Below are 20319 nucleotides of genomic sequence, written 5' to 3'. Positions count from 1 at the left end.
CATTTTAACTAATTTCTAAATGTTCCTTAAGTTTGTTTGACAATTTATTTCTTTCTTGTTCTGAAACTATATAATAATAGATACTGTTTATTCTTTGACCTTGTCCTTGAACTTCAAAACTATTGATATCTTTTCGTGCGTTCTTGTAATTTGCTTGAATCGACTTCATTTCTTTAAAAGTCATGTTGGTTCTTACGTTCTCACTAAGTACATCTAGCACATTATCAAACTTCGTAATCGAAGAGACTTTTGCTCCTTCATTAATTACAGCTTTGATCACCTGTTGTTGCCTTGCATTTCTTCCTAAATCACCTTTTGGATCTCGTTTCCTCATTCTTGAATACGCAAGTGCTTTGTCACCATTAAGGTGGAGTTCTCCCTTATTAAAGTTAAAGCCATTTTGGTTGAATGCAAATTTATTGTTAACATTCACGCCACCAACTGCATTAACAATATCCTTAAAGGATTCCATATTTACTTTTATATAATAGTGAATAGGAATATCAAGGAAATTCTCGACGGTTTTAACTGCCATCTCTGTCCCGCCAAAGGCATATGCATGGTTTATCTTATCCTGTTTGTTCTTACCAATAATTTCAGTACGTGTGTCTCGTGGGATATTAAACATATACATAGAATCCTCATTTGGATTTACAGTAATTACTATCATAGTGTCAGACCTACCACGGTCACCAGGCCGTTCATCGACACCCATTAAGAGAATTGAGATTGGTCCCTTTCCACTACCCTTAATTGATGGTTTTTCTGAAGGGTCTGATAATGGCTCGTGCATTTCACCTGCAGTTTCTTTCACAGAATCATATAGATAAAATGCATATCCAGCAGTTCCTATTAAAATCAGACAAAAAAATAGAATAATCATTTTGAACATTTTCTTAAGGGAACCTTTGTTCTTTTTACGTTGAATCCTTGAATTCATTTACATCTTCCTTTACTGTAGCAATGTGACCATAGAGAATTATAACATTTATATTAAAAAATGTAAGCGATAGTTTAGATGACTCGATTATTAACAATACAAATATCCGACAAAAATTGTCATAGAACTGAAAAATAACAAATTTTTGTCTAATCTTGGTATTCAAATTATGTTATAATAACAGTTGAATTACAAGCTTTACATTATTTAGTAATAAAGTCTTAGGAGAGTGTATGAAATTGGACATTGATTCTTTTCCAAATCTATTAGGAAAACGGTTAGATACATAAAACAAGACGAGTAGAACAGACGGTTGTAGGATAATAGAAGGCAATTTAGAAGAATTTAGATCAGAACAGGGGGGGAATAAATGAACAGTAAATACAGATTAGGTGTATTGTTGGTAGTTGATTCGTTAATAGTAATATGTTCTATTTATATTTCGCATTTTTTCATAAACCCTAGTTTATTACCGAATCAGATTGTCGTAGTCAGTTCAATTTCACTATTAATCAGTCACTATATTTTTTCGTACTTTACCAAATTTTATGGCCGTGCATGGAGATATGCGAGTATTGAAGAATTAACCAACATTGTTAAGGTTGTCTCTTGTTCTATTTTAATTGTGATGGCAGAACAATTAATTATATATGGAACAGTCTACGAACGAGCTCTATTTATAACTTGGATGCTTCATATAATCCTTATAGGTGGAGTGCGATTCTCATGGAGAATATACCGGGATAACAAAAATAAACATTCTACTAAGAAAAAAGCTGGTAAGAAGACTCTTATTATTGGAGCGGGCTCTGCTGGACGTATGTTAGCGAGACAGCTGAAAGAGAGTAATAATACGAATTTAGTACCTGTAGCATTTGTTGACGATGATCTGAACTTAAAGAATTTACTTATCTCAGGTCTTCCGGTTGAAGGACCTATTGACAAGTTAAAAGAAATTTCCAATAAAAGAAACGTTGAACATATTATTATTGCAATTCCTTCATTAACGCAAAAAAGACTAAATGAAGTCATCACACAAGCAAAGTTAGTTTGTAAGGATGTCCAAATATTACCAATGATAGAAGACTTAGTCCTTGGTAAGGTAAAAATAACCAATATTAAAGACGTATCTATTGAGGATTTACTAGGCAGAAATCCAGTTGAACTAGATATTAATAGTATAGATGAGAAAGTTCGTGGTAAAACAATCTTAGTTACAGGTGCTGGAGGTTCTATTGGATCAGAGTTATGTAGGCAAATTTCCAGGTTTAAACCTAAGAATTTAGTGTTATTAGGTCATGGTGAATTCAGTATATACACTATAGAGAAAGAACTATTAAGTTCCTTTACAGATATCAATTTCAAAACCGAAATTGTAGACGTACAAGACCGTAACAAAATGTTTCAAATTGTAGAAAACTATAAACCCTCTTTTATATTTCATGCTGCTGCCCATAAACATGTTCCTTTAATGGAACGCAATCCAGAAGAAGCAGTTAAGAATAATGTATTAGGAACTAAAAATGTTGCTGAAGCTGCGGATGCTGCAGGTGTCGATACCTTTGTGATGATTTCTACAGACAAAGCAGTGAACCCTACCAGTGTAATGGGGGCAACTAAACGTATAGCTGAAATGTTTATTCAAGATATCGATCAGAGAAGTGAAACCCGTTTTGTTGCAGTTAGGTTTGGAAATGTGTTAGGAAGTCGCGGGAGTGTTATACCTTTATTTAAAGAACAGATTAAAAAAGGCGGTCCAGTGACTGTAACCCATCCTGAAATGGTGAGATATTTTATGACAATCCCCGAGGCTAGCAGGCTAGTGATACAAGCTGGAGCACTTGCTAGAGGTGGTGAGATTTTTGTGCTGGATATGGGTGCCCCTGTTAAAATTTTTGATTTAGCAAGGAATTTAATAAAACTGAGTGGCTATTCGTTAGATGACATTAAAATAGAATTCACTGGAATGCGACCAGGCGAAAAGTTATATGAAGAATTACTTGGCGATAATGAGATTCATAAAAAACAGGTATACCCCAAAATATATATTGGAAAATCGGCTTTTTTTACAAACGACTCAATTAATAACTTTTTAAATGAATTTATGAATCAAAGATTCGAAGAAGAAACATTAAAAAAGGTATTATTAGACATATCAAATAATAAAAATTCATTTAACCATTTATCAGTAGTAAACAAATAGAAAAACTATGAGGTGTTTTATATATGAAAGGAGTTATTTTAGCAGGGGGTAGAGGTACAAGGCTACATCCTTTAACCAAAGTCACGAATAAACACTTATTACCGGTCGGTCATGAGCCGATGATTTATAACCCAATAAAGCAATTAGTTTCATGCGATATAACGGAAATATTAATAATTACTAGTACACAACATATGGGAGATGTTGTTAATCTTCTTGGTAGTGGAAAGGAATTCGGTTGTGAATTTACCTATAAAGTTCAGGAAGAGGCTGGAGGTATAGCGCAAGCTTTGTCTCTCGCCGAAAACTTTGCCAGTAATGAAAAGATTGTGGTAATACTAGGTGATAACATTTCCGATAAGAGCATTAAAAAAAGTGTAGATTCTTTTAGGCATCAAGAAATTGGTGCGAGGGTATTATTAAAGAAAGTAGGAGATCCTGAAAGGTACGGTGTGGCCGCAATTGATGAAAGAAATGTAATTCAAATAGAAGAAAAGCCACAAGAACCTAAGTCTGACTTCGCTGTTATTGGGTACTATATGTTTGACAATCAAGTGTTCGATTTTATACGTGAAATAGCACCATCAGGCAGAGGCGAGCTAGAAATCACTTCAGTGAACAATTTATATATTAGTGCCGGGCAATTAAAGTACGACATACATGAAGGTAATTGGACTGATGCAGGTACTATTGTTTCTTATCAATATGCGAATCAATTTCTAATCAAAGTGAAAAATGAAATACAGGGGTAGAATTTTATGAGATATATGATAACAGGTGGGGCAGGATTTATTGGAAGTAATTTCATTTATTATATGTTTGAAAAATATGGTACATCCATTGAAATAGTAAATATCGATTGTCTATCTTATGCGGGAAATCTAGGCAATCTCAATAAACTTGATAACGAACTATTGTCTAATAATAACTATACTTTTGAAAAAACCAATATTTGCGACCATGAATCAATTAGTGGAATTTTCCGGAATTATGAACCCGATTATGTTATTAATTTTGCTGCCGAATCTCATGTAGACAGAAGTATAGAAGATCCACAGATCTTTTTGAAAACCAATGTTTTAGGTACCCAGGTTTTATTAGAAAACTCTTTGAAATATGGGGTGAAGAGATTTCATCAAGTTTCTACGGATGAGGTATATGGTTCATTAGGTCAAAGTGGATTTTTTAGTGAATCAAGCCCTATAGATCCACACTCACCATATTCAGCATCAAAGGCTTCAGCAGATTTAATTTGTAAAGCTTATTTTGACACGTTTAGATTACCAATAACAATTAGTAGATGTTCCAATAATTATGGTCCATATCAACATCCAGAAAAGCTAATACCTATGGTTATAACAAATGCATTAGTTGGGAAAAACATACCGGTTTTTGGAGATGGATTAAATATCAGGGATTGGTTACATGTTGACGACCATTGTAGAGCAATTGATTTAATAGTTCACAAGGCGGAAGATAGTGAAGTTTTTAATATCGGTGGTCATAATGAATTTGCAAATATAAACATAGTAAAACTAATACTTCGGGAATTATTAAATCTGTTACCAAAAGATCACTTGTCCAGGAATGTAATTTCTGAAAAGTTAATAACCTTTGTGGACGATCGTTTAGGACACGATAGGAGATATGCTATTAATCCGGAAAAGATGAAGAAGACTTTCGATTGGGAACCTGACATCTCTTTTAAAAAAGGTATAAAATCTACAATCAAATGGTATCTTGATAATCAAAAATGGTTGAACAATCTTTTCCAGGAAAAAGTGTAAGGATTTAGTATGCGCGAGTTATGGGTAAAAATTTTACACACAAGCGGTGCCAGAGTATATAAATTAATTTCTAGTTTAATTGTATTCGTCATAACTGCCAGGTTGTTAGGTGCCGAAGGAAGAGGGTTAATCGTAGCGGTAATTACTTGGGTAACATTATTTAGTACTGTTGGACATTTTAGTCTTGGTCAAGTATCAATACACCGCGCCTCTCAAGTTAAAGGTAAAGACTGGTATTCAAAAACCTTTATTTCATTAATATATTTGGGAATATTGATCTCTTTAGCTTCAATCATAATTGCATTCATTTTGTTTGTATATAGTAATGGTGAATTCTACGGAGGAATACCAGCTTCTCTGCTAATTATTGGCTTTTTTCTTCTGCCTTTACAAATATGGGAGAAATACAGCAGTAGTTTATTAATGGCTATTGACAAGTTAAATAAATACAATAAAGCACTTATAATTGGATCGTCGTTTAATCTTCTTTTAACAGCAGTTTTTGTTGGGGTATTTAAATGGGGTGTTATAGGTGCTTTGATCTCCAATATAATTTCCCAAATATATATATCTAGTGCTGGACTAATAATTCTTTGGAAAATGTACGATCGACGAATAATGTTTGAGTTACAAGAAGCCATAAGATTATTCTCTGATGGTTTTAAGTTGCATTTAAATGCCATTGGTGCTTTTCTCATTAATAAGTCAGATATATTAATGTTAAATCATTTTTTGTTAGTAAGGGATGTTGGTATATACCAATTCGCTTATCAACTTATTTCCATATTATTAATAATACCAACGGCAACATTGTCAGTATTCTATTCTAAGATGGCACAAGTTGGGGTAAATAAGTTCTGGGATAATCAAAAAAAAATAATGATTAAAATTTTAGCAATTATAATTTTAATTTCTTTAATTGGCTTTATACTAGCACCGTACATTATACCATTTATAGCTGGAGAAGAATTTTCGAACTCCATAAACATATTCAGATTACTATTAATTTCATTATTCGGACTAAGTTTTTCAACATTAATGGCCAATCAATGGGTTGGTAGGGGGTTATTTTGGCAAAACTCATTAGTTACTATAGTTTCCGGTCTTATTAATATTACTCTAAATTTAATATGGATTCCGCAGTTTGGAATAAATGGGGCTGCTTGGGCTACGATAGTAAGTACGTGTGGAGTAACACTATTAATCAACTTATGTATGTATTTCTACTGTAATAAAGCTAACAAAAAAGACTTAGAGGTGAGCTAATGAGTAAAATACCTTTCTTAAAGCCGAATGTTGTTGATATAGATAAGTATAAACACTATGTTGATAGAATAGATCGGTCGCATTATTATAGCAATTTTGGTCCATTAAATACATTATTTGAACAAAAAGTGTTAGAGGGATATTTTGATAATCACGGTGCAGTAACTACTGTGAATAATGCAACCACCGGCCTAATGTTGGCAATCTCGGCTTTAAAACGGTCCAAAGGGCGATATGCGTTGATGCCGAGTTTCACTTTTTCAGCTACAGCTTTAGCAGCTGTTTGGTGTGGTTTAGAACCTTATTTTATAGATGTAACTGAAGAAGAATGGTGCATGGATGAAAAATTATTGCATGATGCGATAAATGAATTGGGAGACGACTTAGCAATAGTTATCCCCTACGATACATTTGGAAAAGGGATGAACTTATCATTTTATGAAAAGTTAAGCAATAATGGAATTCCCGTAGTAATTGATGCTGCAGCTAGCTTTGGTACCAACGTGGATAGCGTGCAGTTTGGAAAGGGATTTTCAGGAGCAGTAGTTTTTAGCTTTCATGCGACAAAAGCTTTTGGTGTCGGTGAGGGAGGACTTATTTATAGTGAAGATAAAGATTTGATATCAAAAATCAGACAGTCTTCAAATTTTGGATTTTCACAAGAACGTGAAACTTTTATACAAGGGTTAAATGGGAAAATGTCTGAGTTCACAGCGGCTATTGCACTAGCAACACTAGAGTCATTTGATTTAAAGATAAAACACTTGCAAAACCTTTATGATTTATACAGCGATTTATTTAAAAAAACTAGATTAATTGATGATGGGTGGAAGTTACAAAAAACTTCAAGCACCACCCCTCACCAGTTTTTACCAGTCAAATGTCCAAAAGACACGCAAAACACTGAAATTTTAGGACAACTTTTGTCCTCAGACATAGAAGCTCGAACTTATTTCGACCCAGCATGCCATGAACAAGAGTTATTCAAAAAATATCCTTCTACTTCTTTGGAAGTTACAAACAGTTTATCAACTAGTATTCTTAGCTTACCGTTATGGGTAGGTTTGACCGAAACACAAGTTTCGAAAATTATCGGGGTGTTAAAGAATGTCAGATAAGCTTATATTATGGGGATGTGGTGGACATGCAAGAGAAGTGAGCCACTTATGTGAACAAATTGGTTTAGAGATTATTGGCTATCTAGATGAAAGGAAAGAAATGAAAGGGAAAATAGTGAATGATCTTCCTGTATTAGGAGACATTGATGACATCCTAAACTTAAGAGGTCGAGTTAAAATAGTATGTTCTTCTGTTGGGTCCCCTACTTTAAAGGAAAGATTTGTTAAGAAAACTTTAGAATATGGTTTTGATTTTTCTGATCCAATTATACATCCAAATGTTTATATATCAAAAAGAAACGTAATTGGTAAAGGGAGTATTATCTGTGAAGGTGTAATATTAACGGTAAATATTGAAATAGGTGACTTTGTCATAGTAAATAGGAAGGTTACTATTGGACATGATTGTAACATTGGCGACTATTCTACAGTAAGTCCTGGTGTGAATATTAGTGGAAATATCAAAATTGGAGAGAAAGCTTATATAGGCACTGGAGCTTCAGTAAGAGAAAAAATAACAATAGGGAAATCTGCATTGATTGGTGGTGGGGCGTTTGTAAAAGATGACGTTCCTAACAATACATTATTTGCTGGTGTTCCTGCTGTATTTCAAAGGATTGTAGAGGATGTATGAAAATAATATAAAAGTAAGTGTATGCGTATTGACATATAACCATGAGAAATATATAAAGGAAGCGCTCGATAGTATTTTAGAACAAGACGTTGATTTTAAATATGAAATTGTTATTGGTGATGACTGTTCGACTGATAGAACTAAGGAATTAATTCTCCAGTATAAGAAAAGATACCCCAATATAATTAAACCAATCTTAAGAGATGAAAATGTTGGGATATTAAGAAACTTTAATGAAGTTTTACAAAAATGTTCTGGCATGTATATTGCACATTTAGACGGTGATGATCGGATGCTTCCTTTAAAGTTGCAAAAACAAGTTAAGTTTTTAGACGAAAACCCTGGTTTCGCATTATGTTGCCATAATGTTAGAGTCTTTGATTCGGAAACTAATCAAACATTATATTTTTTTAATGAAAAGTTCAAATTAGATGTTGGTACAATAGATGATTTGGTGAAACATGGGACTTATTTTGCACATTGTTCTAAGATGTTTAGAAGGAGTGCAGTTGGAGAAGGCTTAAATCCAAATAACCATTTTATTATTGATTGGTTGTTTCATATCGAAAATGCTAGACACGGTAAAATTGGTTATATTGATGATGTTTTAGGTGAATATAGGAAACACTCATATGGGATTACATCTTTTAAAAAAGAAAAAAAGAAACTCGTATTTAATGAACAGATTTACACGCTAAATGTCGCAAGGAAATACGTATCTGATGAAACTGTAAAACAGGGCTTCGCAAAGTTATATTATTCTCAAGCTTGGTATTATTTGAATAACAATATGTATGATGATTTTAGAGATGCGATTAAAAAAAGTATTGATTTAGGATCAATACGGGGTTATCAACACTTAATTTTATATTATTTTCGAAATGTTCCTAGGTTGTTATTTGCAATAAGAAGGTTAAAAAAATTTGTTAGTATGTACAAGTAGTAGTAGGAGGAAAGGATTATGCATTTAATAAATTTCCAAAAGTTAAAATTGGACCCTAAAATATTTTTTTTCTCTTGCCTACTTTTTTTGGCTTTTTATAATTTAAGACCTTCTGAAGAATTGACCACTATACCAATAGATGGAACCCGAATATATTTTATTTCATTGTTTCTTTATTTTGTAATTAAATATAAAGAGTTTATATTTTGGGAACTTTTTAAGAACCACCGGAATTCCTTTATGGTATTTTTTTTATTTGTGTTACTTTCTATCTCCGGTTATATAGTAAATCAAATAAACGGTTTATCCGATGAATATGGTTTCTTTCTTTATTCTTTTAATTTTTTCTTTTTTTATTATGCAGCTGCATATATGACTGCACGTTTTTTTAAAGATTTAAACAAGTTTTTAAGGACTATATATCTCATTGTTTTCCTTCAATCGTGCTTGATAATCTTAACAGCTATGTTTCCTGAATTAAGGATATTATTTAAGACAATATTATATATTTCTGAGTCCTCTAATTTGGATTATTTACATTCCCCAAGAGCACCTGGTTTTACAGCTTCCTCGGGGGCAATGTTATCTTTTTTACAATCATATGGAATAATTTCACTACTTATGCTCAGACAACTTGAAGGCAAAAGCTTAGTTAGGAGAGATTTCTTCAGTATTTTAATAATTTTAGTTTCTTGCTTTTCGAGTGGTAGAACCGGTTTTCTAATATCAATATTAATTTTACTTTTCTATACTCTGACAAAAATTATATTGAATATTAAAGTAAGTGGGACCATGTTACATAAATATAAATGTAGAAAGAGGTTTTTATATTTTGTTTTAGGTGGATCCACATTAACCTTTGTTGTTTATATTTTAACCGAAATCAATCCACAATTTTCTTGGTATCTTTCTTACTTTTTTGATTTTATATTTAATTTATCAAATTCATCCATTGGAGTTTTGTTAAGCCAAGAACTCCCTGAGATGAATTTACAACAATTAATTTTTGGAACCCATATTATGTGGGAAAACCATGATTCAGGTTATGTTAGAGCTTTGTATGTATTAGGACTCCCATTAGCAGTGGGGATATATTTATATATTTTTTATTTTTTGACAAGCTATGTAACAAGTAAGAGGGCTTACAGATTTTACAATAAGGCTTTTCTATATTTATACATTTTTTTTATATGTCTCATCTTTTTGTTCGAGCTTAAAGAGCCTTTTATATGGAAAGGGATTATATTTTTTCCCCTTTGCATTAAGTTTCTACTCAATGAAACAAAAGAGTTACATAATGGGGGAGATTAGATGTGTGGATTCGCTGGATTTATTAATAGAAGACAAAAAATGGGACGTGAATATAATCAAAGAGTTATACAGGATATGACTAACAATATTTCACATCGGGGGCCCGATGATAGTGGTTACTGGATAGAAAATAATAGTGGTTTAACCATTGGGCATAGAAGACTTTCAATCATAGACCTGTCTCCAAGTGGGCATCAACCTATGGCGTCCTTTAGTGGGCGTTATATTATTGCTTTTAATGGAGAAATATATAACTTTCACAATGTAAAAGAAGAATTATTTAGGACTAGTTCACAATCTGTTTTTCAAGGACATTCCGATACTGAAGTCATTTTAGCCGCAGTAGAAACTTGGGGTTTGGAACATTGTGTAAATAAGTTTGTTGGTATGTTTGCATTCGCTCTTTATGATAGAAATACTAAGGAATTGTACTTAGTTCGTGATCGTATAGGTGAAAAGCCGTTGTATTACGGCTGGAAAGGAGATACCTTTCTGTTTGCCTCTGAACTTAAGGCGTTAAGGAAACACCCTAGTTTTGATGATGAAATAGATAGAGATTCTCTTGCATTGTATATGAGACATAACTATATTCCAACACCTTATTCAATTTATAAAGGGATATATAAATTAGAACCAGGGACCATTTTAAAAATTCATACTGATTCTTTTAATCAACAGACTATTACTTATTGGTCAATTGTAGAACGGCTTAAAAGCAAAAGCAATTTCACATATAATGAGGAACAAACATCTATTAAAGAACTGGATAACCTGATTAATCAATCTATCAATCAACAGATGCTGGCTTCTGATGTACCTGTGGGTGCATTTTTATCAGGTGGAATTGACTCTTCTACTATTGTTTCTATAATGCAATCCCAAAGTTCCCAACCTATAAAAACTTTTACTATAGGGTTTAATGAAACTGGCTTCAATGAAGCAACTCATGCAAAAAAGATTGCTAATTATCTTGGCACTGATCATACAGAATTGTACGTTACTGCAGAACAAGCGATGGATGTTATCCCTAAATTACCAAGTCTATATGATGAACCTTTTTCAGACTCATCACAAATACCAACATTTTTAGTTTCACAGTTAGCGAGGGAAAGTGTAACAGTTTCATTATCTGGAGATGGTGGAGATGAATTATTTGGGGGATACGATAGGTATCTTAGTACAATAAAAAAAAACAATTTTGTTAATAGGATACCATTTATCTTAAGAAAGGCTCTTTCAACAGGATTATCAGTAATGCCTGCGGAAAGATGTAAAATTTATTCGAGGTTACTGTCAGTTAGAAATGATAGTGAACTATATAAACTGCTTTTAACACACTGGGACAATCCAACTAGAGTAATTCATGGTTCAAGAGAACCTTTAACAAAACTAAATGGTAATATAGTGGATCCTAATGATGATTTTTTGAAATGGATGCAATTGGTTGATATATTGATGTATCTTCGAGATGACATTTTGGTTAAATTAGATCGTGCCAGCATGGGAGTTAGCCTTGAATCTCGTATTCCGCTTTTAGACCATAGGATTATTGACTTTGCCATTCACTTACCGACAAAATATAAAATAAGTGATAACCAAGGAAAGTGGATTTTACGGCAAGTCCTTTATAAATATTTACCCGAATCATTAGTTAATAGGCCCAAAAGCGGCTTTAATGTACCAATTGGAGAGTGGCTTAGAGGACCTTTAAGAGAGTGGGGAGAAGAGTTACTTTCGTCAAACAGATTACGTGAAGAAGGCTTTTTTAATGAAAAAATTATCAGGAGAAAATGGGAAGAACATCAGTCTTCTAAATATAACTGGCATGGCCAGTTATGGGACGTATTAATGTTTCAGGCTTGGTTAGAATCAATTAAAAGAGAAAAGTAAGGGGGGAAACACATTGGTTCTCATTAAATGGATACAAAATTATAAAATAAAAAAGGCATTAAAAAATGGTTTAAATATTGGAGATAAATGTCGTATACTGGGAAATCCTTCATTTGGTAGTGAACCATATTTAATAAAAATAGGAGATAGGTCTACCATTACTAGCGGAGTTAAGTTTATAACTCATGACGGAGGGACATGGGTATTTAGGCACAGAAAAGAACTTAATCATATAAAGAAATACGGAAAAATAGAATTGGGCAATAACTGTTTTGTTGGTATTAATTCAATTATTATGCCAAACGTTAAAATTGGAGATAATTGCGTTGTTGGTGCTGGATCAGTAGTTACAAAAGATATCCCCTCGAACTCAGTAGCTGTAGGAAACCCCGCAAGAGTTATTATGTCTGTTGAAGAATATATCAGGAAGTCTGAACAAAAGGCTACGCCTTACCCAAAAAATGTTTCTTCAAAGAGAGAATACTTGACCAAGTATTTTTGGGGAGAATCTAAATGAGAGTTGTAATGTTAATTTCAAGCTTTTATCCATTAATTGGTGGTGCAGAAACACAAGCTCAAAGGCTTGGATCGAAGTTAGTCCAACAGGGGCATGAAATTATTGTATTAACCAGATGGCATAAAGGGCTGGATAAAAATGAATTAATTGATGGAATATGTGTTAAACGGCTAAAAGTAACATCATTACCTAAATTAGCACCAATTATTTATATGATAAAGGCTTTATTTTATATTATTAAGAATTATAAAAAGATTAACATACTACATGCTCATGCATTGAGTGCACCAGGTGTTACTGCATCAATAGCATCCTTTATTACAAACATTCCTTCTATTGCTAAGATAGCAGGAGGGGGAAATAAACTTGGATGCGAAATTAAACGAATATATCATAGTGGTGCACTAGGTAAAATAAAGGTCTTATTTATGAGAAAATATATTTCTAAATTTATTGCTATAAGTAAAGCAATTGAAAAAGACTTACTAGATGTAAAAATTCCTGCATCAAAAATATATTTTTTACCCAATGGAATAAATACAGAGAACTATAAAGAGAATAACAGTGATGAAAAAAATGTAATGCTAAATAAATTATCCTTACCTAGGGATAAGAAGCTATTTTTATATGCTGGACGACTAGAAAAAGTAAAAGGTATAGACATTTTGTTAGATGCTTGGGTTAACCTTGAAGAGGAATATAAAGTTAACAGTACTTTAATAATTCTTGGCGATGGTTCGATCAATATTTCATCTTATTTAAGTGACAGCTCTATTATTTATAAAGGAAAAGTTAACAATGTAAATGAGTATTTGTCTGTTGCAGATTTCTTTGTATTACCGTCCAGGTACGAAGGAATATCCAATGCTCTATTAGAAGCAATGGCCTCCAAGCTAACAATTATCGCCAGTGACGTAGGTGGCAACCCGGATGTAATTAAGAACAATATTAATGGACTATTATTCGAAGCGGAAAAAGTAGATGCATTATCAAAAGTTTTACAGGTTTTAATTGCTAAGGATGGTTATGAACGATTTGGTGAACAAGCATACAATTTTATATTGAGGAATTTTGACCTAGATGTAATATCAAAGAATTACCTACAGTTATACAAGGAAATAAGTTACGACCATAAAGATGTGTGAGATGAAGGAGTTATTATGGAAAAAATTAAAGTCCTTCAATTTATGAGTACTAGTGATTTTGGAGGAACCGAATCTATAGTTTATTCACTTGTTTCAAACATGGATTCTTCAAGATTTGCTTCTGAAGTTTGTATATTAGATGACGATGGGCCAATTTTAGAAAAATTAATAAAGAAAAATATAAAAGCTAAATGTTTTTACTTTAATAAAACCAATAAAATCAAGGCTTTAATTAAATTGTTCATCCATTTTACAAAAAATAGGTATGATATTGTAAATATTTATGGTTTTAGAGCGAATATGTTATTAAGGCCAATTTGTTATTTAACTGGAAACCGCACTATAGTTACAGGTCAAAGGAGTATCGACCAGAACAGAAAAAAATGGCAATCCTATACAGATAAAATGACATCTATATTTGTTAAAAGATATATAGCTAATAGTCTAGCAGCAATTGAGATGTTAAAAAGACGAGAAAAAATAACTGAAGGAAAGTTAACATGTATACCTAATGGGGTTGATCTTGAAAAATTTCAGCGAAAAGAAAATAATCCATATGTCAGAAAAGAATTCGGTATAAATAGTGATACTAATATTATTACTATGATTGGTAATCTAAGGAGTGTAAAAGGACATATTTATTTAATTAAAGCAATTGCGTCCTTAGAAAATACGGAAAAGAACTTTAAAGTTTTCATTGTTGGGAAAGGGGACTTAGACAAAAGTTTAAAGAAATTAACAAAGGACCTAAAAATAGAGCACTTAATATATTTTTTAGGTTTTAGGGAAGATATCCCTCAAATTATTAAAGAAAGCAATATAGTCATTTTACCATCTCTTTGGGAAGGGTTACCTAATGCATTAATAGAGGCAATGGCTGGGAAAAAACCCATTATAGGCACTAGCGTTGGGGGTATTCCTGAATTGTTAGAACACGGAGAGAATGGACTTTTAATAAGACCTAAAAATATTGATGATATTATTCATTCGATACGAACTTTAATTAACAATCCTAAACTTGCAGAAACAATGGGTGAAAATGGATTTATGATATTAAAAAAGAGATATTTGTTAAATAGTATGGTGACGAAATTTGAGGATGAATATATCAGACTAGTAAATAACGATTAGAGGGGTAAATATGAGGACAATATTAGTTACAGGTGCAGCGGGTTTTATCGGATCACACCTATCTAAGAGATTAATGAAAGAAGGTAATAATGTTATAGGGATCGATAATCTTAATAATTACTATGATGTAGGATTAAAAAAGGACAGGCTTAAAAGGTTAGAATATAAAAATTTTTCATTTGTAAAAGCTTCTCTTGAAGACAAAGACAAAATAAATCAAGTTTTTGAGGAAAATAAAGTAAATGTTGTAGTTAATCTTGCCGCACAAGCTGGTGTTAGATACAGTTTAAAAAATCCACATGCTTATATTGATTCAAATGTAGTTGGGTTTATGAACATACTTGAAGCATGTCGACATAATAATGTTGAACAACTAATATATGCTTCATCAAGTTCTGTTTATGGTGCAAATACTAAATTACCTTTTTCTGTTCACGATAACGTTGACCATCCAGTGAGTTTATATGCGGCTACTAAGAAAGCAAATGAACTTATGGCTCACACATATAGTCATTTGTATAATCTTCCTACTACGGGGCTAAGATTTTTCACTGTTTATGGACCTTGGGGTAGACCGGATATGGCCTTATTCTTATTCACTAAAGCAATTTTAAATGGTGAGCCGATCCAAATTTTCAATAATGGCAAGATGATGAGGGATTTTACTTATGTAGATGATATTGTTGAAAGTATCCAACGTTTAGCTAAGAAAAAGGCAGAACCTAATCTTGAATGGAACGGCAAAAGTCCTGACCCAGGAACAAGCTATGCCCCATACAAAGTGTTTAACATTGGAAATAATAGTCCGGTCAACCTTATGGACTTTGTTCACGCGATTGAAGATAAGCTAGGAATAGAGGCAAAGAAGGAATTTATGCCTCTTCAAGCTGGAGATGTTCCTGAAACGTTCGCAAATGTCGACGATTTAACAAATGATATTGGTTTTAAACCACAAATGGCCATAAAAGATGGTATCAGTAATTTTATTGATTGGTATATAGATTATTATGGGGTGAAATTATAATGGATAGAAAAATTGGATTAGTAGGCTTAGGGTATGTTGGTCTACCAGTAGCTGTTGCCTTTGGTCAAAGACATAAGATTATAGGTTTCGATATAAATCTAAAACGTATTAATACTTTAAAAGAAAACATTGATTATACAAATGAGGTAAGTGAAGAAGATTTACAAGAAGCGAACATTGATTTTACTACAGAACCAACCGAGCTTAAAAGTTGTGATTTTATTATTGTTGCAGTTCCTACTCCAATAAGTAAGAATAAACAACCTGATTTGACACCCTTAATAAAAGCGTCTGAAACAGTTGGTAAGAATCTAGCAAAAGGAACAATTGTAGTTTATGAATCTACAGTATATCCAGGGGCTACAGAAGAGGTTTGCTTACCTGTATTAGAAGAAAAATCAGGTCTTAAAGCTGGTGAAGACTTTTATGTTGGATATTCGCCTGAGCGGATAAATCCAGGTGATAAAGAGCACACATTTAGAACTATCACGAAGGTTGTTTCCGGGCAAAATGAAGATGTGCTTAACATAATTGCTGATGTGTATGGTTCTGTAGTAGAAGCTGGTGTTTTCCGAGCATCCTCTATTAAAGCAGCAGAAGCTGCAAAGGTAATTGAAAATACTCAACGTGACTTGAACATCGCTTTAATGAACGAACTAGCGGTAATCTTTGACAGGTTAGATATTGATACAAAAGAAGTACTGGAAGCTGCAGGAACAAAGTGGAACTTCCTTCCCTTTTCACCAGGACTTGTAGGGGGGCATTGTATCGGTGTCGATCCTTATTATTTAACACATAAAGCTGAAATGATCGGCTATCATCCACAAGTAATTCTTGCTGGACGTCGGATAAATGACGATATGGGCAGTTTTATTGCAACGTCTCTGGTTAAGCAAATGATTCATAAAAATATGCCAGTTCAAGGTTCAAGAGTCACTGTGTTAGGACTAACATTTAAAGAAAATGTACCAGATTTAAGGAATTCAAAAGTAATTGATGTTATTAGAGAATTACAGGAATTTGGTGTGGAAGTACAAGTCACAGATTCAATGGCAGATAAGCATGAAGCTGTTGAAGAATACGGTATTAATCTTGTCGATATTGATGAACTTAAACCAGCTGATGCGGTTGTGTTTGCTGTTCCGCACGACCAATATTTGCAAGAGGATTGGGGGTTATTTGATAGAGTCCTTAAACATGGTCGCGGGATTGTTGTTGATATTAAGAGTAAACTTGATAAGAATAGTTGCTCAGATAACATTACTTTATGGAGATTATAAAATAAGTTTTTACTTAAGGGGAATTTTGAAATGATTCTAGTTACAGGATTTACTGGTAATACAGGTAGCTTAGTGGTTGAAAAGTTATTAACGAAATATTCACCCAATCAGATTGTTGGGATAACAAGAAATACTAAATATAAAAATAGCTTTGAAATAAACGTAGAATTTACAGAGTTAGAAAATGAAATAGAAATTGAAACAATATTTCAGAAGTATAACTTTGATAGTATCATTCATATTGCTAATATTCGATATTCCCCTTTTCTAATAAAGTTGGCAAACAAGTTTAACATTCCAAAAATTATTTTGGTTCATACTACGGGCGTTTATTCAAAATATAGAGCCTATAGTGAGTTGTATGAGAAAATTGAAGAAGAGATTCTACATAACTCATATATAAACACGAATTACATTATCTTAAGACCTACAATGATCTTTGGAAATGAGAGGGACCATAACATGCATAAACTTATAAAGTTCCTCTCCAAATATCCTGTATTTCCTGTCTTCGGGGATGGTTCCGCTCTTCTGCAACCGGTACATGTAGAGGACTTATCAGATGGTATAGTATCTGCATTAGAAAATTCAAATTTGGTTAACGAAAACTACGTTCTTTCCGGTGGAACTGTAATAAAGTATAAACAAGTGTTACAACTTATTAAAAATGAATTAAATAAAAAAATATTATTTATTCATATCCCCATAAAACTTGCTATTTTTATGGCTCAAATATATGAAACAGTTATCAAGAAACCATTAATATCTGTTGAGCAAGTAAAAAGGATACAAGAGGACAAAAGCTATTCTAATCAGAAAGCGAAAGAAGATTTAAATTTTGAACCAAGAAGTTTTAAGAATGGCATAATTAACGAAATTAAATTATTGAGGGAAAAAGGATTGATTTAATGAAAATCCTACAAATAACAGCAGTGGACTTTACTTTAAAGAAGTTCCTCTTACCATTAATAGATGAACTTGAAAATAAGGGTTATAATGTAGATATTGCTTGTAATATCCATGGAATAGGTAACCAGCTAATTAAAGATGGTTATAATATCATTAATATACCATTTACAAGAGACATGAACATTATTAATCATCTGAAGTGCCTTATTAAATTAATAAAACTAATAAAAGCTGGAGAATATGATATCATTCATACTCATACTCCAGTCGCTAGTTTAATTGGAAGATTTGCTGCAAAGGTGGCGGGTTCTAAAACAATTGTTTATACAGCACATGGATTTTATTTTCATGAGAATATGAACCCCTTAATATATAAGACTATTTATTTTCTTGAAAAAACATGGGCGAAATATTTTAGCGACTATATTTTTTTTCAGAGTTGTGAAGATTACGACCTAGCTATAAAGAAAAAATTTAAACCGAAAAACAGGCTAATTCACATTGGTAATGGGGTTTCATCAGAGAAATTTAACCCGACTTTATACGATGGTGATAAAATAAGGCAAGAACTCGGGTTGCAAAAGGAAGATATTGTAATCACATTTATTGGAAGAATGGTTATTGAAAAAGGAATTGTGGAATTGTTACAAGCATTTAGGAGTATAAAGAATAAAGGGTTTAAACAAATAAAGCTATTGTTAATTGGAGGTCAGGTTGAAGGGGATAGGGATAGCTTTGACCTGAACCAGTATGTCTCTAATCTAAACAAAAAAATCTCTAAAGACATTCACGTATTAGGCTTAAGAGATGATATTCCTTTGTTATTATCGAGTAGTGATATATTTGTACTACCATCATACAGGGAAGGATTACCACGTTCCATTATTGAAGCTATGGGAATGGCAAAACCAATCATTGCGACGAATATTAGGGGATGTAGAGAAGAGGTATTTCCTAATGTGAATGGATACCTTTGTAATGTTAAGGATTCTCATGACTTAGGAGAGAAGATACTAAAATTAATTAATAATAAAGAATTAATAAGTAAGTTTGGGGAAGCATCAAGGGATATATTTTTAAATCATTTTGATGAAAGAAAGGTAATTAACAAACAAATTGATGTTTTTAATTCACTCTAGGGGTGATTAGGGTTGTATATAAAATTAATAAAACCTTTATTAGACATTACAGTTTCTTTATTAGCATTATTATTAATATTTCCAATTTTTATTATTATTTGCTTTGCAATTAAATTGGATAGTAATGGGCCAATTTTATTTAAACAAAAACGTACTGGGCAAAATGATAATTATTTTATGATTTATAAGTTTAGGACAATGCAAATTGATACTCCTAATCTATCAACAGATAAATTAACCAATCCGGAACAATATGTTACAAAAGTTGGGCGGTTTTTACGCAAAACAAGTTTTGATGAAATTCCGCAATTATTAAATATAGTTAAAGGTGAGATGTCTTTAGTCGGCCCCCGTCCAGCACTTTATAATCAGTACGAACTTATTAATAAAAGAAAAACCAATGGAATTAACTCGTTAAAACCAGGATTAACTGGTTATGCCCAAATAATGGGGAGAGATTTTATTAGTGATGAAAAAAAAGTAGAGTACGATAAATATTATTTAAAAAATGTAACCATTGTCTCAGATGTGAAAATAATATTATCGACGTTTACAAATGTAGTTAAAGCAGAAAATGTAAAGATGTAACATAAGGGTACCCTATATTTAGGGGGCTCTTAACTATCTTTGTTGGGGGTATCATGGGAGAAGTTATTAAACTAATAGCTGCGGTTGTCAATGAGTTTCATGATTTGTTACAGGAGTTCAGTAAAGGATTAGGCTTTGAGTTGTCGGACAAGGATTTGCACTTCTGGATCATTGGGATTATCGGTATTTTCTGTTTCCTATTTGTTCAAATCACATTTCGACTGCTTTCTGAATACAGTATTACGGTTATTTCTTTCATATATACCTTTACCGTACTTTTGGTCATTGTCTTTGCAATTGAAATACAGCAAAAGATTACCGGAAGAGGGAACATGGAGTTTGTCGATGCAATAGTTGGACTTTACGGGTTCATGGCTTTCTTTGGGGGATACATCCTGATTCGGTTAATCTTTTACTTTTTGTTTAAAGGAATTAACAAAAACAAAAAACGTTCGGAATACAGAAATCTATAAATTTTTTAAGGCACTAGAAAA

General features: G+C 32.5%; 19 protein-coding genes. 18 read left to right on the top strand and 1 reads right to left on the bottom strand.

Annotated elements, in window-relative coordinates:
• Positions 1–4 precede the first annotated feature (4 nt).
• Positions 5–940, bottom strand: a complete 936-nt coding sequence (locus tag MOJ78_RS18815; RefSeq protein ID WP_304978856.1) for a polyisoprenyl-teichoic acid--peptidoglycan teichoic acid transferase TagU — start codon at positions 938–940, stop codon at positions 5–7.
• A 370-nt stretch (positions 941–1310) separates the two neighbouring features.
• Between MOJ78_RS18815 and MOJ78_RS18810 the strand changes: the two genes are divergently transcribed.
• The 18 genes from MOJ78_RS18810 to MOJ78_RS18725 are packed head-to-tail and all read left to right on the top strand — an operon-like array spanning position 1311 to position 20298.
• Positions 1311–3143, top strand: coding sequence for a polysaccharide biosynthesis protein (locus MOJ78_RS18810; RefSeq protein ID WP_304978855.1), 1833 nt, complete (start codon positions 1311–1313; stop codon positions 3141–3143).
• A 23-nt stretch (positions 3144–3166) separates the two neighbouring features.
• Positions 3167–3895: a sugar phosphate nucleotidyltransferase gene (locus MOJ78_RS18805; RefSeq protein ID WP_304978854.1), complete on the top strand. Its 729-nt coding sequence runs from the start codon at positions 3167–3169 to the stop codon at positions 3893–3895.
• A gap of 6 nt (positions 3896–3901) precedes the next feature.
• Positions 3902–4930, top strand: a complete 1029-nt coding sequence (gene rfbB / locus MOJ78_RS18800) for a dTDP-glucose 4,6-dehydratase (protein ID WP_304978853.1) — start codon at positions 3902–3904, stop codon at positions 4928–4930.
• A gap of 9 nt (positions 4931–4939) precedes the next feature.
• A complete protein-coding gene (locus MOJ78_RS18795) occupies positions 4940–6196 on the top strand; it encodes an oligosaccharide flippase family protein (protein ID WP_304978852.1) in 1257 nt (418 codons plus the stop codon).
• Positions 6196–7314 carry an aminotransferase class I/II-fold pyridoxal phosphate-dependent enzyme gene (locus MOJ78_RS18790; RefSeq protein ID WP_304978851.1) on the top strand — a complete coding sequence of 373 codons (1119 nt, stop codon included), beginning with the start codon at positions 6196–6198 and terminating at the stop codon, positions 7312–7314. The genes MOJ78_RS18795 and MOJ78_RS18790 overlap by 1 nt, the downstream gene beginning before the upstream one ends.
• Positions 7304–7948: an acetyltransferase gene (locus tag MOJ78_RS18785; RefSeq protein ID WP_304978850.1), complete on the top strand. Its 645-nt coding sequence runs from the start codon at positions 7304–7306 to the stop codon at positions 7946–7948. Before MOJ78_RS18790 ends, MOJ78_RS18785 begins: the two co-directional genes overlap by 11 nt.
• Positions 7941–8891 carry a glycosyltransferase gene (locus tag MOJ78_RS18780; RefSeq protein WP_304978849.1) on the top strand — a complete coding sequence of 317 codons (951 nt, stop codon included), beginning with the start codon at positions 7941–7943 and terminating at the stop codon, positions 8889–8891. The genes MOJ78_RS18785 and MOJ78_RS18780 overlap by 8 nt, the downstream gene beginning before the upstream one ends.
• 18 nt (positions 8892–8909) lie before the next feature.
• Positions 8910–10202 (top strand): hypothetical protein, encoded by a 1293-nt coding sequence (locus tag MOJ78_RS18775; RefSeq protein WP_304978848.1) that lies wholly within the window; start codon positions 8910–8912, stop codon positions 10200–10202.
• Entirely contained in the window at positions 10203–12092 is a 1890-nt protein-coding gene (asnB, locus tag MOJ78_RS18770) for an asparagine synthase (glutamine-hydrolyzing) (RefSeq protein WP_304978847.1), read from the top strand.
• A gap of 13 nt (positions 12093–12105) precedes the next feature.
• Positions 12106–12609: an acyltransferase gene (locus MOJ78_RS18765; protein ID WP_304978846.1), complete on the top strand. Its 504-nt coding sequence runs from the start codon at positions 12106–12108 to the stop codon at positions 12607–12609.
• Complete coding sequence (locus MOJ78_RS18760) at positions 12606–13754, top strand: glycosyltransferase family 4 protein (RefSeq protein ID WP_304978845.1); 1149 nt, start codon at positions 12606–12608, stop codon at positions 13752–13754. Before MOJ78_RS18765 ends, MOJ78_RS18760 begins: the two co-directional genes overlap by 4 nt.
• Positions 13755–13769: 15 nt before the next feature.
• Positions 13770–14885 (top strand): glycosyltransferase family 4 protein, encoded by a 1116-nt coding sequence (locus tag MOJ78_RS18755; protein ID WP_304978844.1) that lies wholly within the window; start codon positions 13770–13772, stop codon positions 14883–14885.
• A 10-nt stretch (positions 14886–14895) separates the two neighbouring features.
• Positions 14896–15909 (top strand): NAD-dependent epimerase, encoded by a 1014-nt coding sequence (locus tag MOJ78_RS18750; RefSeq protein ID WP_304978843.1) that lies wholly within the window; start codon positions 14896–14898, stop codon positions 15907–15909.
• Positions 15909–17189, top strand: coding sequence for a nucleotide sugar dehydrogenase (locus tag MOJ78_RS18745; RefSeq protein ID WP_304978842.1), 1281 nt, complete (start codon positions 15909–15911; stop codon positions 17187–17189). The genes MOJ78_RS18750 and MOJ78_RS18745 overlap by 1 nt, the downstream gene beginning before the upstream one ends.
• 30 nt (positions 17190–17219) lie before the next feature.
• Positions 17220–18098: an NAD-dependent epimerase/dehydratase family protein gene (locus MOJ78_RS18740; protein ID WP_304978841.1), complete on the top strand. Its 879-nt coding sequence runs from the start codon at positions 17220–17222 to the stop codon at positions 18096–18098.
• Positions 18098–19237 carry a glycosyltransferase family 4 protein gene (locus MOJ78_RS18735; protein WP_304978840.1) on the top strand — a complete coding sequence of 380 codons (1140 nt, stop codon included), beginning with the start codon at positions 18098–18100 and terminating at the stop codon, positions 19235–19237. The genes MOJ78_RS18740 and MOJ78_RS18735 overlap by 1 nt, the downstream gene beginning before the upstream one ends.
• 27 nt (positions 19238–19264) lie before the next feature.
• Positions 19265–19825 carry a sugar transferase gene (locus tag MOJ78_RS18730; RefSeq protein WP_370529827.1) on the top strand — a complete coding sequence of 187 codons (561 nt, stop codon included), beginning with the start codon at positions 19265–19267 and terminating at the stop codon, positions 19823–19825.
• A gap of 53 nt (positions 19826–19878) precedes the next feature.
• Positions 19879–20298 (top strand): hypothetical protein, encoded by a 420-nt coding sequence (locus MOJ78_RS18725; RefSeq protein WP_304978838.1) that lies wholly within the window; start codon positions 19879–19881, stop codon positions 20296–20298.
• Positions 20299–20319 lie beyond the last annotated feature (21 nt).

This window comes from Alkalihalobacillus sp. AL-G (genome assembly GCF_030643805.1).
Lineage (GTDB): Bacteria > Bacillota > Bacilli > Bacillales > Fictibacillaceae > Pseudalkalibacillus.
The sequence above is the reverse complement of the archived record's forward strand: the minus strand, read 5'-3'. Positions and strand labels throughout refer to the sequence as shown.

Excerpts from the sequence above, each read along its gene's own strand:
- MOJ78_RS18815 (WP_304978856.1), bottom strand. The coding sequence starts at position 940 with ATGAATTCAAGGATTCAACGTAAAAAGAACAAAGGTTCCCTTAAGAAA.
- MOJ78_RS18810 (WP_304978855.1), top strand. The coding sequence starts at position 1,311 with ATGAACAGTAAATACAGATTAGGTGTATTGTTGGTAGTTGATTCGTTA.
- MOJ78_RS18805 (WP_304978854.1), top strand. The coding sequence starts at position 3,167 with ATGAAAGGAGTTATTTTAGCAGGGGGTAGAGGTACAAGGCTACATCCT.
- rfbB (WP_304978853.1), top strand. The coding sequence starts at position 3,902 with ATGAGATATATGATAACAGGTGGGGCAGGATTTATTGGAAGTAATTTC.
- MOJ78_RS18795 (WP_304978852.1), top strand. The coding sequence starts at position 4,940 with ATGCGCGAGTTATGGGTAAAAATTTTACACACAAGCGGTGCCAGAGTA.
- MOJ78_RS18790 (WP_304978851.1), top strand. The coding sequence starts at position 6,196 with ATGAGTAAAATACCTTTCTTAAAGCCGAATGTTGTTGATATAGATAAG.
- MOJ78_RS18785 (WP_304978850.1), top strand. The coding sequence starts at position 7,304 with ATGTCAGATAAGCTTATATTATGGGGATGTGGTGGACATGCAAGAGAA.
- MOJ78_RS18780 (WP_304978849.1), top strand. The coding sequence starts at position 7,941 with ATGTATGAAAATAATATAAAAGTAAGTGTATGCGTATTGACATATAAC.
- MOJ78_RS18775 (WP_304978848.1), top strand. The coding sequence starts at position 8,910 with ATGCATTTAATAAATTTCCAAAAGTTAAAATTGGACCCTAAAATATTT.
- asnB (WP_304978847.1), top strand. The coding sequence starts at position 10,203 with ATGTGTGGATTCGCTGGATTTATTAATAGAAGACAAAAAATGGGACGT.
- MOJ78_RS18760 (WP_304978845.1), top strand. The coding sequence starts at position 12,606 with ATGAGAGTTGTAATGTTAATTTCAAGCTTTTATCCATTAATTGGTGGT.
- MOJ78_RS18755 (WP_304978844.1), top strand. The coding sequence starts at position 13,770 with ATGGAAAAAATTAAAGTCCTTCAATTTATGAGTACTAGTGATTTTGGA.
- MOJ78_RS18750 (WP_304978843.1), top strand. The coding sequence starts at position 14,896 with ATGAGGACAATATTAGTTACAGGTGCAGCGGGTTTTATCGGATCACAC.
- MOJ78_RS18745 (WP_304978842.1), top strand. The coding sequence starts at position 15,909 with ATGGATAGAAAAATTGGATTAGTAGGCTTAGGGTATGTTGGTCTACCA.
- MOJ78_RS18740 (WP_304978841.1), top strand. The coding sequence starts at position 17,220 with ATGATTCTAGTTACAGGATTTACTGGTAATACAGGTAGCTTAGTGGTT.
- MOJ78_RS18735 (WP_304978840.1), top strand. The coding sequence starts at position 18,098 with ATGAAAATCCTACAAATAACAGCAGTGGACTTTACTTTAAAGAAGTTC.
- MOJ78_RS18725 (WP_304978838.1), top strand. The coding sequence starts at position 19,879 with ATGGGAGAAGTTATTAAACTAATAGCTGCGGTTGTCAATGAGTTTCAT.